A 13,072-nucleotide genomic window follows, 5' to 3' on the forward strand; every position below is an offset into this window, starting at 1 on the left:
TCGGCGATGGATGTTCCGGGCGGAGACTTCCTCTTCTTCGGGGGCATGATCCTGCTTTTCGGCTGGCTGGCCACGCACTACGCGCGTCGCCTGCTGACGGTGGTGCGGGCGCTTCGCGCGGACGGCCGGGCCGAGGGCACCTGCGTACGGATCGAGCAGGAGCCGTACAACCGCTCGGACGCACAGCGGCACTTCTTCGCGTTCCGGACGACGGACGGGCGCCAGGTCGAGTTCGAGGATCTGTCGAGCCGGTCGGTACGGGTGGGCGACCCGGTGACGGTGGCGTACGACCCGGCGGCCCCGGAGCGCACGGCGACGGTCGCGGGCCGCGGCCACTGGTCGCCGGTGCTCCAGTACGGGGTGCTGGTGGCGGGCTGCGGGCTGGCGGCGGCCGGCTTCGCGGCGGTTTTTCTTCTCACGGTGGTCTGAGCGGCGCGGGATTCAGGTTCCCCGCCTCCGGACCCACGAACACAAGTACTGACGGAGGCGATTGGCGATGACGAGGTACGGCTACCCGGGGGCGTCCGCCCCACGGGACGAGGGACGCGGAGCGGCGGTGTTCGCGCTCGCACGCGCCTGGGCGGCCGGCATCGTCGTCCTGCTGGTGACGGAGTACCTGCAGACCACGCTGGTCAACGACCACCTGGCCACCTCGGACAACCTGGAGACGTTCAACGGCAGACTGATGCTGATCCATCTCCCCAACGCGGTCTGCATAGCCCTGGCCACCTGGGCGGCGGGCCGCTCCCACCGGGAACCCTTCCGTGACTCGAAGGCTCAGCACGTGCTGGCGGTCTTCACGGTGGGGCTCGCCGCGCAGGCGCTGAACATGGTGATGCAGTGGCAGGACCTGGAGGCCGAGGGCATCCTCATGTCGAACGCGGTCCTGGTGGTGGGCGTGGTGTCGGGCTACGCGGCGGAACGGCTCCAGGACGACTGACTCGGCCGACGCCTTCGCTCGTCGGCAGCCGTATTCGTGCCAGGGGCCGCTCCGTGTGTCGGAGGTCTTGACAACTCGAATGGTCTGGACCATTTTAACCGCCAGCGGTGGCCACCGTTCCTGACTCGCTCCTCCATACCGACACCCCCAGCGGAGGCATCAAGTGGAACGTGTACCCGACGGCAGACGCAGACCCGGATCCGGCGGCAGGCGCGAGCAATCGCGCGGGCGGACGAGGAGTTGGCCGGGTGGGGTGGTGGCCGTACTGGCCGCCGGGGCCCTGAGCGTGGGGGGAATGGGCGGGGTCGCCCAGGCCGCCGACATCAACGTCGCCAAGAACGCCGGCTTCGAGTCCGGGCTCGCCAACTGGTCGTGCTCCGGCGGTAGCGGGGCCGTCGTGGGGACACCCGTGCGGACCGGGGCCGCCGCGCTGCGGGGGACACCCGCCGGACAGGACAACGCACGGTGTTCGCAGTCCGTGGCCGTGCAGCCCAACTCGACCTACACGCTGAGCGCCTGGGTGCAGGGCGGGTACGCCTACCTCGGGGCCAGCGGCACCGGAACCACCGACGTGTCGACCTGGACGCCCGGCGAGAGCGGCTGGAAGCAGCTCACCACAACCTTCAGGACCGGCGCCTCGACGCGTGCGGTGACCGTCTACACGCACGGCTGGTACGGGCAGAGCCCGTACCTCGTCGACGACGTCTCCGTCTTCGGACCGGACGGCGGCGGAGGCAGTGACCCGGATCCCGACCCCCAGGCTCCGGCCACTCCCGCCGGGCTCGGCGTCGGGGCCGTGACCGCGTCCTCGGTGGCGCTGAGCTGGAACGCGGTGTCCGGCGCGACCGGGTACAACATCTACCGCGACGGCACCAAGGTCCAGACGGCGACCGGCACTTCGGCGACCGTGACCGGACTGGCGGCAGCCACCTCGTACCAGTTCCAGGTGTCCGCGACCAACGCGGTGGGTGAGTCCGCGAAGTCGGCCGCCGTCAGCGGCCGGACCTCCCCCGGCGGCGGCGACCCGGGCGGCCCCGCCGTGCCGAGGCACGCGCTGACCGGCTACTGGCAGAACTTCAACAACGGCGCGGCCGTCCAGAAGCTCAGGGACGTCCAGGCTCAGTACGACATCATCGCCGTGTCGTTCGCCGACTCGACCACCACGCCCGGCCAGATCGTCTTCAACCTCGACCCGGCCGTCGGCTACTCCGGAGTCGCCGAGTTCAAGTCCGACGTCGCCGCGAAGAAGGCGGCCGGCAAGTCCGTGATCATCTCGGTGGGCGGCGAGAAGGGCAACGTCACGATCAACAGTGACGCCTCCGCCACTGCGTTCGCCAACAGCGCCTACGCCCTGATGCAGGAGTACGGCTTCAGCGGCGTCGACATCGACCTCGAACACGGCATCAACTCGACCTACCTCACGAAGGCGTTGCGGCAGCTGTCGGCCAAGGCCGGCTCCAGGCTCGTGATCACCATGGCGCCGCAGACCATCGACATGCAGAACACCGGCACCGAGTACTTCAAGACCGCGCTGGCCGTGAAGGACATCCTCACCGTCGTCAACATGCAGTACTACAACAGCGGTTCGATGCTCGGCTGCGACGGACAGGTCTACTCCCAGGGCTCCGTCGACTTCCTCACCGCCCTCGCCTGCATCCAGCTCGAAGGCGGCCTCGACGCCTCCCAGGTAGGCATCGGAGTCCCCGCGTCGACCCGCGGCGCGGGCAGCGGCTACGTCTCCCCGACCATCGTCAACAACGCCCTCAACTGCCTGACGCGCGGCACCAACTGCGGGAACTTCAAGCCGTCCAGGACCTACCCCGCGCTGCGCGGCGCGATGACCTGGTCCACCAACTGGGACGCGACGGCCGGCAACGCCTGGTCGAACGCGGTCGGCCCGCACGTCCATTCCCTGCCGTAGCCTCCCGGCGATCCCGAGGATCCACGAGGGCCTTCACAGAGACCAGCAGCGCCGCCGCTCCCCCGGCGGCGCTGCTGCGGGGTTCCCGGGCCGGCCCCCGAGGCCGGATGCGGCCCATCTCGTCCAGACCCTTGACAAGGCCAATGGTCTGGACCAGTTTGTACGTCCAACGGTGGCCACCGTTCCGTACCGCCCCCCACATCTCCCCCCACGGAGGCCATGCAGTGCACAGGAAAGCGCGACCCCGCACGCTCAAGACCCTCGCCGTGGCAGGCGTTCTCGCCGTCGCCGGACTGGCCGTACCCGCGGCGAACGCCGCGAACGGGCCCGCGCCGGCCGCGGCCGCCGCCGTACCCGCGCACGCGGTGACCGGGTACTGGCAGAACTTCGACAACGGGGCCACGGTCCAGACGCTGGCCGAGGTCCAGGACGACTACGACATCATCGCCGTCGCGTTCGCGGACGCCACCGGCACGCCCGGACAGGTCGACTTCACCCTCGACTCGGCCGGTCTCGGCGGCTACACCGACGAGCAGTTCCGGGCCGACGTCGCCGCCAAGCAGGCGGCGGGCAAGTCGGTCGTCATCTCCATCGGCGGCGAGAAGGGCACCGTCTCGGTCAACTCCGAGGCGTCGGCCAACGCCTTCGCCACCTCCGTGTCCGCGCTGATGGACGAGTACGGCTTCGACGGCGTCGACATCGACCTGGAGAACGGCCTCAACTCCACCTATATGACGCAGGCGCTGAAGTCGATCGCCGGTCAGGCCGGGCCGGACTTCGTCCTGACGATGGCGCCGCAGACCATCGACATGCAGTCGACGTCCAACGAGTACTTCAAGACCGCGCTGGCCGTGAAGGACATCCTCACCGTCGTCAACATGCAGTACTACAACAGCGGTTCGATGCTCGGCTGCGACGGACAGGTCTACTCCCAGGGCACGGTCGACTTCCTCACCGCCCTCGCCTGCGTCCAGCTCGAAGGCGGCCTCGACCCGTCGCAGGTCGGCCTCGGCCTGCCGGCCTCGCCGAGCGCGGCGGGCGGCGGCTACGTCGACCCCGGCGTCGTCAACGACGCGCTGGACTGTCTGACCAAGGGCACCAACTGCGGCAGCTTCAAGCCGTCCAGGACCTACCCGGGCCTGCGCGGCGCGATGACCTGGTCCACCAACTGGGACGCGTCCAACGGCGACGCGTGGTCCGACGCGGTCGGCCCGCACGTGCACGGCCTCCCGTAACCGCACCGCCGCACCCTGAACCACCCCCCACAGACCGGTGGCGCCGTCGGACTCCGACGGCGCCACCGTGTGTTCTCACGCGCGGGTCACCAGGGCAGGTCCCGCACCTGCTGCACGCACAGGATGATGAACAGCAGCCCGCCCGCCGCCAGCATCACGTTGCTCACGATGCCGTTGCGCCACTCCGCGGGCGTACGCGAGGAGTTGAGCAGCCACAGCAGCGTGAGCGCCAGGAACGGCATGAAGAACGCGCCCAGCACGCCGTAGACCACGACCAGGCCGAACGGCTGGTCCAGGAAGAGCAGTCCGATCGGCGGGAAGGTCAGCCAGAGCAAGTACGCCCGGAACGGCACCGACCGCTCGCGCGCGCCCGAGGCGACCTCCTCGACCGTCCCCTCGCCGACCGCGGCACCGGTCTTGCGCTCGCGCTGGAAGCGTTCGACGAAGTCCGCGAACATCAGGCTCACACCGTGCCACACCCCTACCAGCGCGCCGAACGACGTGGCGAAGAAGCCGATCAGGAAGAGCTTGGCCGTCACCGTGCCGAAGCGGTCCTCCAGGATCTCCCCGAGGTCGATGAGGCCGCGGTCGCCGGAGGTGAGCGCGATCTGCGAGGAGTGCAGCAGCTCGGCGCCGATGATCAGCATCGAGACGACGAAGACGCCGGTGGTGATGTAGGCGACGCGGTTGTCGATCCGCATCACCTTCATCCAGTTGGTGTTGGTCCAGCCCTTGGCGTTGACCCAGTAGCCGTACGCGGCCATCGTGATCGTGCCGCCGACCCCGCCGATCAGGCCGAGGGTGTACAGCAGCGAGCCGTCGGGGAGTACGGGGGCGAGCCCGGCGAAGGCCGCCCCGAGGTCGGGCGCCACGCGTATCGCGACGTACACGACGATCAGGAACTTCATGCCGATGACGACGGTCATGAACTTCTCGAAGACCAGATACCGGTTGAACCAGACGAAGAGCAGGCCCAGCAGCCCGAAGATGATCGCCCAGGTCTTCAGGTCCGGGCCGTCCGGGAAGAGCGCGACGATCGGCAGCGCGCTCGACGACATGGCTGTCGCGCCGTACACGAAGCCCCAGATGACCACGTACACCGCGAAGTAGACGGTGGTCCACTGGCCGAGGCTGCGCCAGCCCTCGAACAGCGTGCGGCCGGTGGCGAGATGCCAGCGGCCGGCCGCCTCGGCGAGGGAGATCTTGACGACGCAGCCGATGACGGCCGCCCAGAGCAGCGTGTAGCCGAACTTGCTGCCCGCGATGAGCGTGGCGACCAGGTCACCGGCGCCGACACCCGTCGCGGCCACGACGATGCCGGGGCCGATGTATCTCCAACTCGACTTTCGTGGGCCCGATTTGCTCGCAGCCGTACTGCTCTCGGTGATATCTGCCATGCGTCGACCTCCACACTCGTCCCCGTAAGTGACTCGGGTCACCAAAGCGGGACGCGGAAGATCGCGCAAGAGGGTCGGCGGTCTCGGTTCCGTTTCCACCGGCCCCTGGTCGCCCTAGGGCGACCAGGGGCCCCGGTTGTCCCGGCGTCCGAGATAGACGTGGAGTACGTAGCCGAGGTGGCGGACCCACTGCTCCAGCGTCATTCGGTTACGGGCCTTCACCCCGCACTCGTAGAACTTCCCGCCGGGCAGGACGACGGCCACCATCAGCCGGTGGCCGCCGCCCGGTTTGGAGTGGACGCTCTGGATGTCGGACCACGGGAACTCGGCGCTCTGCCCCTCGAAGTCGAAGGTCACGCCGGTCTCGTCGATGACGATGCCGCTGTGCCTGTCGGCGACGAGGAATTCCGGGTTCACGTTCGGAGGCACGGCGCCGTACGCCGGGACGGGCGCCGGGCCCGGCGCCGGGGCGGGCGGGTACGCGGGCGGCGCCGGGGCGGGCGGGTACGCGGGCGGCGGCGGCCCGAAGACCCCCGACGGCTGCGGGTGCGGGTTCAAGTAGGGGTTCGGCTCGGGGTACATGGAGCCGTACCGTACCTAAATCACGAGGCTGAGCAGCGCCGCGACCACGAATCCGGCCACCGAGAGAACCGTCTCCAGCACCGTCCACGACTTCAGGGTGTCGCGCTCGGATATGCCGAAGTACTTGGCCACCATCCAGAAGCCGCCGTCGTTGACGTGCGAGGCGAAGATCGAGCCCGCCGAGATCGCCATGATGATCAGGGCGAGATGGGCCTGCGACATGGACTGGCCCTCGACCAGCGGTACGACGATGCCCGCGGTGGTCACGATCGCGACCGTCGCCGAGCCCTGGGCCACGCGCAGCACGACCGAGATCAGCCACGCCAGCAGGATGACCGGCAGACCGACGTCGTTGAAGGTGTCGGCGAGGGCGTCGGCGATGCCGCTGCCCTTCAGCACGGCTCCGAAGACGCCGCCGGCGCCGACCACCAGCAGGATGTTGCCCACCGGCTTGAGGGACGCGGTCGAGACCGTCTCCAGCGACTGGCGCGACCAGCCGCGCCGGATGCCGAGCAGGTAGTACGCGAGCACCAGCGCGATCGTCAGCGCCACGAAGGGGTGGCCGAAGAACTCGACGACCGACCGGAGCGTGCTCGGGTCGAGCGCGATGGAGGAGAACGTGGCCAGCAGGATGAGGAGCAGCGGGGTGCCGATGATCGCGAGCACCGTGCCGAGCGCGACCGGCTTCTCGGGCGGAGTGACGCCCGACGCCCGCTGTTCGTCGGCGACGGCCCGCTTGGCCTCGGCAGCGGCCTCGACCATGTCCTGCGGTACGTCGACGTAGAGACGCTTCCCGATCCACGCCGCGTAGACCCAGGCGGCGAGCACGGCCGGGACACCGACGACGACACCCATCAGGATGACCCAGCCGAGGTCGACGTCGAAGAGACCGGCGGCGGCGACGGGGCCCGGATGCGGGGGCAGGAACGCGTGGGTCATGGAGAGGCCGGCGAGCAGCGGCATCGCGTACAGCACGATCGACTTGCCGGAGCGCTTGGCCGCCGCGTACACGATGGGCGCGAGGACGAAGATGCCGACGTCGAAGAAGACGGGGATACCGAAGACGACACCGGTGACGCCCATGGCGAGCGGGGCGCGCTTCTCACCGAAGAGGTTGAGCAGCCGGGTGCTCAACACCTCGGCGCCGCCCGACACTTCGAGGATCGCGCCGAGCATGGTGCCGAGGCCGATGATGATCGCGACATGGCCGAGGATGCCGCCCATGCCGGACTCGATCATCGAGACGGCGGCCGATTTCTGGACCGTGCCGAAGAGTTCGGTCACGGACAGTCCGGCGGCGAGGCCGACGGCTATGGAGACGCCGAGAAGGGCGACGAAGGGCTGGAGCCTGACCTTGATGATCAGGACGAGGAGGAGAACGATTCCGAGGACGGCGACGGTCAGCAGACCGGCCGTCCCGTCTATGAGGAGGAGCAGTCCGCCGGTGTGGGGCGGAACCTCGGGGATGGGGGGAGCGTCGGCGGCGAGCAGCATGAGGGGGACCTCTTGTTTCGTGCATCAGAGCAGGGGGGATCGCGGCACGGCGCCCGCGGGTTGCCGGGGAACGGGCGCCGCGCCGTGCGGTGGAGCGGGTGACGGCCGGAGTGAGGGGCTGGATCAGCCGAGTACGGCCAGCGCGTCGATCTCGATGAGCAGTCCGGCGGGCAGGCCGACGTACACGGTCGTACGGGCGGCCGGCGCGTCCTTGAGGTTCTGCTCATCGAAGTAGGTGTTGTAGATCTCGTTCATCTCGGCGAAGTGCGCGACGTCCGTGAGGTAGACGCGCAGCATCATCACGTCGTCCCAGCTCGCGCCGCCCGCCTCCAGCACCGACTTGACGTTGGCGAGGGTCTGGAGCGTCTGTTCGCGCAAGGTCGGTCCGGCGACGGTCGGGGCCTCGCCCGGGACGGCCGGGAGGAAGCCGACCTGACCGGCCACCTGGAGGATGTTGCCCTTGCGGACACCGTGGGAGAACTTGGCCGGAGGCGCGGCGTGCGTGGCGGGGACGACTGCGGTCTTCGCGGTCTGGTCGCTCATGGGATCTCTTTCTGAAGAGCGGGGGTTGCGGGTGCCGGATGGTGCGCGTTTCCCGAGTACTCGCGGCTGATCGCTTCGGCGGTACGGCGCAACAGCGGGAGCAGGGCGAGAAGTTCATCGGCCGTGACGACGACGTTCGGCGCGGACACCGACATGGCGGCGACGACCCGGCCGTCCGCACCGCGGACCGGGGCCCCGATGCAGTTGATGGACTCCTCGTGACCACCGAGGTCGGTGGCCCACCCCTGTTCGCGTACGGTCGCCAGCTCCTTGAGGAAGGCGGCGGCGTTCGGTGTCGAACGGGGGGTGTACATGGGGAAGTCGAGCCGCTCGGCGAGTGCGCGGCGCTCGGCTTCGGACAGGTCGGCGATGAGCAGTTTGGCGACGGCCGCGACGGTGACGGCGACCGGCTTGCCGATCCGGGAGTACATCCTGACCGGGTAGCGGCTCTCGACCTTGTCGATGTAGAGAACTTCGCTGTCCTCTATGACGGCGAGATGGACGGTGTGACCGCACTGTTCGCCGAGCGCCACCAGGTGCGGATGGGCGATCTCGCGTACGTCCAGGCTCTCGACGGCCTCCTGCGCGAGGGCGAAGAGCCGGGCGCCGAGGCGGTAGCGCTGGTCCTGCTGGCGGTAGACGAGCCCGTGTTCGTGCAGGGTGCGGAGCAGCCGCAGGGCGGTGGACTTGTGTACGCCGAGCCGCTCGGCGACCTGCCCGAGGTCGGCCGGGCCCTGGGCGAGCAGCGGCAGGATGCTCAGCGCCCGGTCGACGGTCTGGCTCATGAGGTGCCCACCGCTTCCTGCCGTACCGCGCCGGCCGCGGCCTCGGACGTCCAGCCGGGGCCCAGGCGCAGTGCGCCCCACGCGGCGTCGTCCAGTGCGGCAAGGCGGTCGGCGTGTGCGCGGGCGGGCGGGACGCAGACGTCGCCCGCGTCGGTGAGTACGGCGGCGGCCGTCAGATGGCCGTGGCGCAGCCGGGCCCCGGTCGGCAGTCCCCGGAGGGTCGCGGAGAGGAAACCGGCGGCGAACGCGTCGCCGGCGCCGACGGGCGCCACGACGTCGACGCCCAGCGCGGGTACGGAGGTGACGGTGTCGGTCGCCGCGTCCCGTACGAAGGCGGTCGCGCCGTCCGCGCCGGCCTTCACGACCAGCACCGCGGGCTCGGGCAGCGCCTCGCGGACCGCCTCAGGGCTGTGCAGGTCCCAGAGGTGCGCGGCCTCGTCGTCGCCGACGAAGACGAGGTCGGCGCCGCGCGCGAGGTCGAGCAGCACCCGGGACGCGGAGCGCGGACCCGAGCCCTCGCGCCAGAGAGCGGGCCGGTGGTTGACGTCGAAGGAGAGCGGCGGGCGGCCCTCCCGGCGCTCGGCCAGCTCGCGCATCAGGGCGAGGCAGTCGTCGGAGAGCGCGGCCGTGATGCCGGAGAGATGCAGGACGCGGCCGGACCACAGGTCCCCGCGGTCCATGGTCGCCGGGGACATCGCGGACGCGGCCGATCCCGCGCGGTAGTAGGCCACCTCGTGGGCGGTGGTGGAACGGTCCGTGGCCGTACGGAAGTAGATGCCGGTCGGGCGGCCGTCCGCGTCGCGGCGTACGCCGGAGGTGTCCACGCCGTACGCGCCGATCGCCTCGACGAGATGGTCGCCGAAGCCGTCCGCGCCGACGCGGCTGATCCACTTCACCCGGTGTCCGGCCGCGGCGAGGGCGCAGGCGACGTTGGACTCGGCGCCGCCGATGGTACGGGTGAAGGCGGGGACGTCCGCGAGACGGCCGGGGCGCGAAGGCAGGAAGGTGACCATGGACTCGCCGAGGCAGACGACCTCGGTGGCCTCGGGCCCACCGGGCCTGGTCGGGTCCGCTTCTACCGTTGCGGGCACTCGGGGCTCCTCGCTCATCTGTCGGCCGAGGCCGCCGGGGCACATCATTGACCCGGCGACGGCTCGGATGTTAGACAGCGTCAAGCGTTATACGCAATGGGCGTTGCACATGTTGCAACGAGATCGATGGAGGAGTGTCCTATGGCGGTCGACGGACGACTCGGCGAAGAGCATCTGAGGAACGAGCGTCTCGACCACCGTTTCAAAGGGCTGCCGCCCGACGCCGACGGCCTCACCGTCGGCGAGCTGGCCGCCGAGCGCCGCTCCCTGTTCACCGGCGGTTTCACCACCCCGGTGCTCGCCCTCTCCGCCGAGTCCCTCACCCACAACCTGGCGCTCCTGGAGACGTACTCGGAGCGCCACGGCCTCGCGTTCGCCCCGCACGGCAAGACATCCATGTCCCCGCAGCTCTTCGCGCGCCAACTCGACCACGGTGCCTGGGGGATCACCGCCGCACTCCCCCACCAGGTCCGCGTCTACCGGGCGTTCGGGATCCGGCGGATCTTCCTCGCCAACGAGGTCGTCGACGCGGTCGCGCTGCGCTGGCTCTCCGCCGAGCTCGACAGCGACCCGGGCTTCCGTTTCATCTGTTATGTCGACTCCGTGCGCGGTGTCGAGCTGATGGACGAGGCGCTGCGCGCGGCGGGCGGCTCGCGCCCCGTGGACGTCGTCGTGGAGCTGGGCGCGGGCGAGGGCGCGCGGACCGGTGTCCGCAAGGAGGCGGAGTGCGCGCGGGTCGCCGACGCCGTGGCGGACACCGACACCCTTCGGCTGGTCGGCGTCGCCGGTTACGAGGGCGAGGTGCCGCAGGCCGACAGCGACACCGTGCGCGCGTGGCTGCGCCGGCTGACCGCGCTGGCCGCCGACTTCGACGCGGCGGGCCGGTTCTCCGGGACGGTGGACGAGATCGTGGTGAGCGCGGGCGGCAGCGCGTGGTTCGACGCGGTCGCGGACGTCTTCGCGGAGATCCCGGTGCTGTCCCGCCCCGTGCTGAAGCTGCTGCGCTCGGGCGCCTACGTCTCGCACGACGACGGCCACTACAAGCGGCTGACCCCCTTCAACCGGATCCCGGCCGAGGGCGCGCTCCAGCCGGCCTTCCGGCTCTGGGCCCAGGTCATCTCGCGCCCGTCGCCCGAGCAGGCGTTCGTCAACGCGGGCAAGCGGGACGCGGCGTACGACCTCGACCTGCCGGAGGCGCAGGTGGTGCGCGACGCGCGTACCGGGGAGATCCGTCCGGCGCGCGGCATCACGGTCACGGGCCTCTCCGATCAGCACGGCAAGCTGCACACCTCGCCCGACGCGGTGATCGAGGTCGGTGACTGGGTGGGCTTCGGTCTCTCGCATCCGTGCACGTCGTTCGACAAGTGGCAGCTGATCCCGCTGGCCGACGCGGACGGCACGGTCACCGACCTCATCCGTACGTTCTTCTAGGAGCCGCGCGCCATGGACCTCGTCATACGGGACGTGACTGTCGTCGACGGCACGGGTCGGGACTCCTACCGGGCGGACGTCGGCGTGAGCGACGGCCGGATCGCCGAGATCCGGCCCGCCCCGGCCGCCGGCGCCGGACCCCGACTCTCCGGGGCCCGGGTCCTGGACGCCGACGGACTCGCCCTCGCCCCCGGTTTCATCGACATGCACGCGCACAGCGACCTCGCGCTGCTGCGCGACCCCGACCACTCGGCGAAGGCCGCGCAGGGCGTGACCCTGGAGGTGATCGGTCAGGACGGGCTGTCCTACGCGCCCGTCGACGACGCCACGCTCGCCGAGGTCCGCAGGGCGATCACCGGCTGGAACGGCGGCGCGCCCGGGGACACGTCGGTCAACTTCGACTGGCGCACGGTCGGCGAGTATCTGGACCGGCTGGACCACGGCTTCGACGGCCGGGGCATCGCCGTCAACGCGGCCTACCTCGTGCCGCAGGGCACGGTCCGGATGTACGCGGTGGGCCAGGACGACCGCCCGGCGACCGCCGCCGAGCTGGACCGGATGCGGCAGTTGGTCGCCGAGTCCCTGGAGCAGGGCGCCGTCGGCATGTCGTCGGGGCTGACGTACACGCCCGGCATGTACGCGGACGACGCCGAACTCACCGAGCTGTGCCGGGTGGTGGCCCGTTACGACGGCTACTACTGCCCGCACCACCGCAGTTACGGCGCGGGCGCCCTGCGCGCGTACGAGGAGATGGTCGACCTCACGCGGACCGCCGGCTGCGCGCTCCATCTCGCGCACGCCACCATGAACTTCGGCGTGAACAAGGGCAAGGCACCTGATCTGATCGCCCTGTTGGACAAGGCGCTGGACGGCGGCGCGGACATCTCGCTCGACACCTATCCCTACACCCCGGGCTGTACGACGCTCGTGGCGATGCTGCCCAGTTGGGCGAGCGCGGGCGGCCAGGACGCGATCCTGGAGCGGCTGCGGGACGCGTCGACGGCGGAGAAGATCCGGCACCACATGGAGGAGATCGGCGCGGACGGCTGCCACGGGGTGCCCATCGACTGGGACACCATCGAGATCTCCGGCGTCTCGGATCCTGCCCTCACGGCGCATGTCGGGCGGACGATCGCCGAGACCGCCCGGCTGCGCGGCGAGAGCGGCTGGCTGACCGCCCGCCGGCTGCTGATCGACGACCGGCTCGGCTCGACGATCCTCCAGCACGTCGGACACGAGGAGAACGTGCGGGAGATCATGCGCCACCGTGTGCACACGGGCGGCAGCGACGGCATCCTCCAGGGCGCGAAGCCGCATCCGCGCGCCTACGGCACGTTCCCCCAGTATCTCGGCAGGTACGTAAGGGAGTTGGGCGTCCTGTCGCTGGAGGAGTGCGTGGCCCATCTGACCTCGCGCCCGGCGGCCCGCCTGCGCCTGGGCGACCGCGGCCTGGTCCGTGAGGGCTACCGCGCGGACCTGGTGCTCTTCGACCCGGAGACGGTGGCGGCGGGCTCGACCTTCGCCGCGCCGCGCACCCTCCCGGTGGGCATCCCGCACGTACTGATCGACGGCCGCTTCGTGATCGAGGACGGACGGCGTACGGACGTCCTGGCGGGGCGGTCGGTACGGCGTACGGCCTGAGGCCGTCGGACG

12 protein-coding genes are annotated in these 13,072 nt (G+C 70.5%); 6 read left to right on the plus strand and 6 right to left on the minus strand.

Features of this window, described 5'->3' with window-relative positions:
- Positions 1-6: 6 nt before the first annotated feature.
- The 4 genes from IEY79_RS26775 (at position 7) to IEY79_RS26790 (ending at position 4,096) form a co-directional block, all read left to right on the plus strand.
- The gene (locus IEY79_RS26775; RefSeq protein ID WP_189110185.1) at positions 7-429 is read left to right on the plus strand and encodes a DUF3592 domain-containing protein; all 423 of its coding nucleotides are present in this window, start codon (positions 7-9) and stop codon (positions 427-429) included.
- A 67-nt stretch (positions 430-496) separates the two neighbouring features.
- Positions 497-940 (plus strand): hypothetical protein, encoded by a 444-nt coding sequence (locus IEY79_RS26780; RefSeq protein ID WP_189110186.1) that lies wholly within the window; start codon positions 497-499, stop codon positions 938-940.
- 253 nt (positions 941-1,193) lie between these two features.
- The gene (locus IEY79_RS26785; RefSeq protein ID WP_308426695.1) at positions 1,194-2,861 is read left to right on the plus strand and encodes a chitinase; all 1,668 of its coding nucleotides are present in this window, start codon (positions 1,194-1,196) and stop codon (positions 2,859-2,861) included.
- Positions 2,862-3,004: 143 nt separating this feature from the next.
- Entirely contained in the window at positions 3,005-4,096 is a 1,092-nt protein-coding gene (locus tag IEY79_RS26790) for a chitinase (protein WP_189110188.1), read from the plus strand.
- 86 nt (positions 4,097-4,182) lie between these two features.
- Here IEY79_RS26790 and IEY79_RS26795 read toward each other — a convergent pair whose 3' ends face one another.
- The 6 genes from IEY79_RS26795 to IEY79_RS26820 form a co-directional block, all read right to left on the minus strand.
- Entirely contained in the window at positions 4,183-5,493 is a 1,311-nt protein-coding gene (locus IEY79_RS26795; protein WP_189110189.1) for an Nramp family divalent metal transporter, read from the minus strand.
- A 114-nt stretch (positions 5,494-5,607) separates the two neighbouring features.
- Positions 5,608-6,075 (minus strand): hypothetical protein, encoded by a 468-nt coding sequence (locus tag IEY79_RS26800; RefSeq protein ID WP_189110190.1) that lies wholly within the window; start codon positions 6,073-6,075, stop codon positions 5,608-5,610.
- 15 nt (positions 6,076-6,090) lie between these two features.
- Entirely contained in the window at positions 6,091-7,569 is a 1,479-nt protein-coding gene (locus tag IEY79_RS26805) for a GntP family permease (protein WP_189110191.1), read from the minus strand.
- 123 nt (positions 7,570-7,692) lie between these two features.
- Positions 7,693-8,112 carry a RidA family protein gene (locus tag IEY79_RS26810; protein ID WP_189110192.1) on the minus strand — a complete coding sequence of 140 codons (420 nt, stop codon included), beginning with the start codon at positions 8,110-8,112 and terminating at the stop codon, positions 7,693-7,695.
- Positions 8,109-8,897 carry an IclR family transcriptional regulator gene (locus IEY79_RS26815; protein WP_189110193.1) on the minus strand — a complete coding sequence of 263 codons (789 nt, stop codon included), beginning with the start codon at positions 8,895-8,897 and terminating at the stop codon, positions 8,109-8,111. The genes IEY79_RS26810 and IEY79_RS26815 overlap by 4 nt, the downstream gene beginning before the upstream one ends.
- The gene (locus tag IEY79_RS26820) at positions 8,894-10,006 is read right to left on the minus strand and encodes a sugar kinase (protein ID WP_189110194.1); all 1,113 of its coding nucleotides are present in this window, start codon (positions 10,004-10,006) and stop codon (positions 8,894-8,896) included. Before IEY79_RS26820 ends, IEY79_RS26815 begins: the two co-directional genes overlap by 4 nt.
- A 123-nt stretch (positions 10,007-10,129) precedes the next feature.
- On the opposite strand from IEY79_RS26820, the gene IEY79_RS26825 reads away from it, so the two are divergent.
- Together IEY79_RS26825 and IEY79_RS26830 are read left to right on the plus strand one after the other, a co-directional pair.
- On the plus strand, positions 10,130-11,419 hold the full coding sequence (locus tag IEY79_RS26825; protein ID WP_229701147.1) for an amino acid deaminase: 1,290 nt from the start codon (positions 10,130-10,132) through the stop codon (positions 11,417-11,419).
- Between the two features lie 12 nt (positions 11,420-11,431).
- Positions 11,432-13,060 (plus strand): N-acyl-D-amino-acid deacylase family protein, encoded by a 1,629-nt coding sequence (locus tag IEY79_RS26830; RefSeq protein ID WP_189110196.1) that lies wholly within the window; start codon positions 11,432-11,434, stop codon positions 13,058-13,060.
- The last annotated feature ends 12 nt before the right edge of the window (positions 13,061-13,072 follow it).

Source organism: Streptomyces camponoticapitis, from assembly GCF_014646115.1.
GTDB lineage: Bacteria > Actinomycetota > Actinomycetes > Streptomycetales > Streptomycetaceae > Streptomyces > Streptomyces camponoticapitis.

Bases quoted from the DNA above. Each gene is read 5' to 3' on its own strand.
- IEY79_RS26775 (WP_189110185.1), top strand. From the start codon at position 7: ATGGATGTTCCGGGCGGAGACTTCCTCTTCTTCGGGGGCATGATCCTG.
- IEY79_RS26780 (WP_189110186.1), top strand. From the start codon at position 497: ATGACGAGGTACGGCTACCCGGGGGCGTCCGCCCCACGGGACGAGGGA.
- IEY79_RS26790 (WP_189110188.1), top strand. From the start codon at position 3,005: ATGGTCTGGACCAGTTTGTACGTCCAACGGTGGCCACCGTTCCGTACC.
- IEY79_RS26795 (WP_189110189.1), bottom strand. From the start codon at position 5,493: ATGGCAGATATCACCGAGAGCAGTACGGCTGCGAGCAAATCGGGCCCA.
- IEY79_RS26800 (WP_189110190.1), bottom strand. From the start codon at position 6,075: ATGTACCCCGAGCCGAACCCCTACTTGAACCCGCACCCGCAGCCGTCG.
- IEY79_RS26805 (WP_189110191.1), bottom strand. From the start codon at position 7,569: ATGCTGCTCGCCGCCGACGCTCCCCCCATCCCCGAGGTTCCGCCCCAC.
- IEY79_RS26810 (WP_189110192.1), bottom strand. From the start codon at position 8,112: ATGAGCGACCAGACCGCGAAGACCGCAGTCGTCCCCGCCACGCACGCC.
- IEY79_RS26815 (WP_189110193.1), bottom strand. From the start codon at position 8,897: ATGAGCCAGACCGTCGACCGGGCGCTGAGCATCCTGCCGCTGCTCGCC.
- IEY79_RS26820 (WP_189110194.1), bottom strand. From the start codon at position 10,006: ATGAGCGAGGAGCCCCGAGTGCCCGCAACGGTAGAAGCGGACCCGACC.
- IEY79_RS26825 (WP_229701147.1), top strand. From the start codon at position 10,130: ATGGCGGTCGACGGACGACTCGGCGAAGAGCATCTGAGGAACGAGCGT.
- IEY79_RS26830 (WP_189110196.1), top strand. From the start codon at position 11,432: ATGGACCTCGTCATACGGGACGTGACTGTCGTCGACGGCACGGGTCGG.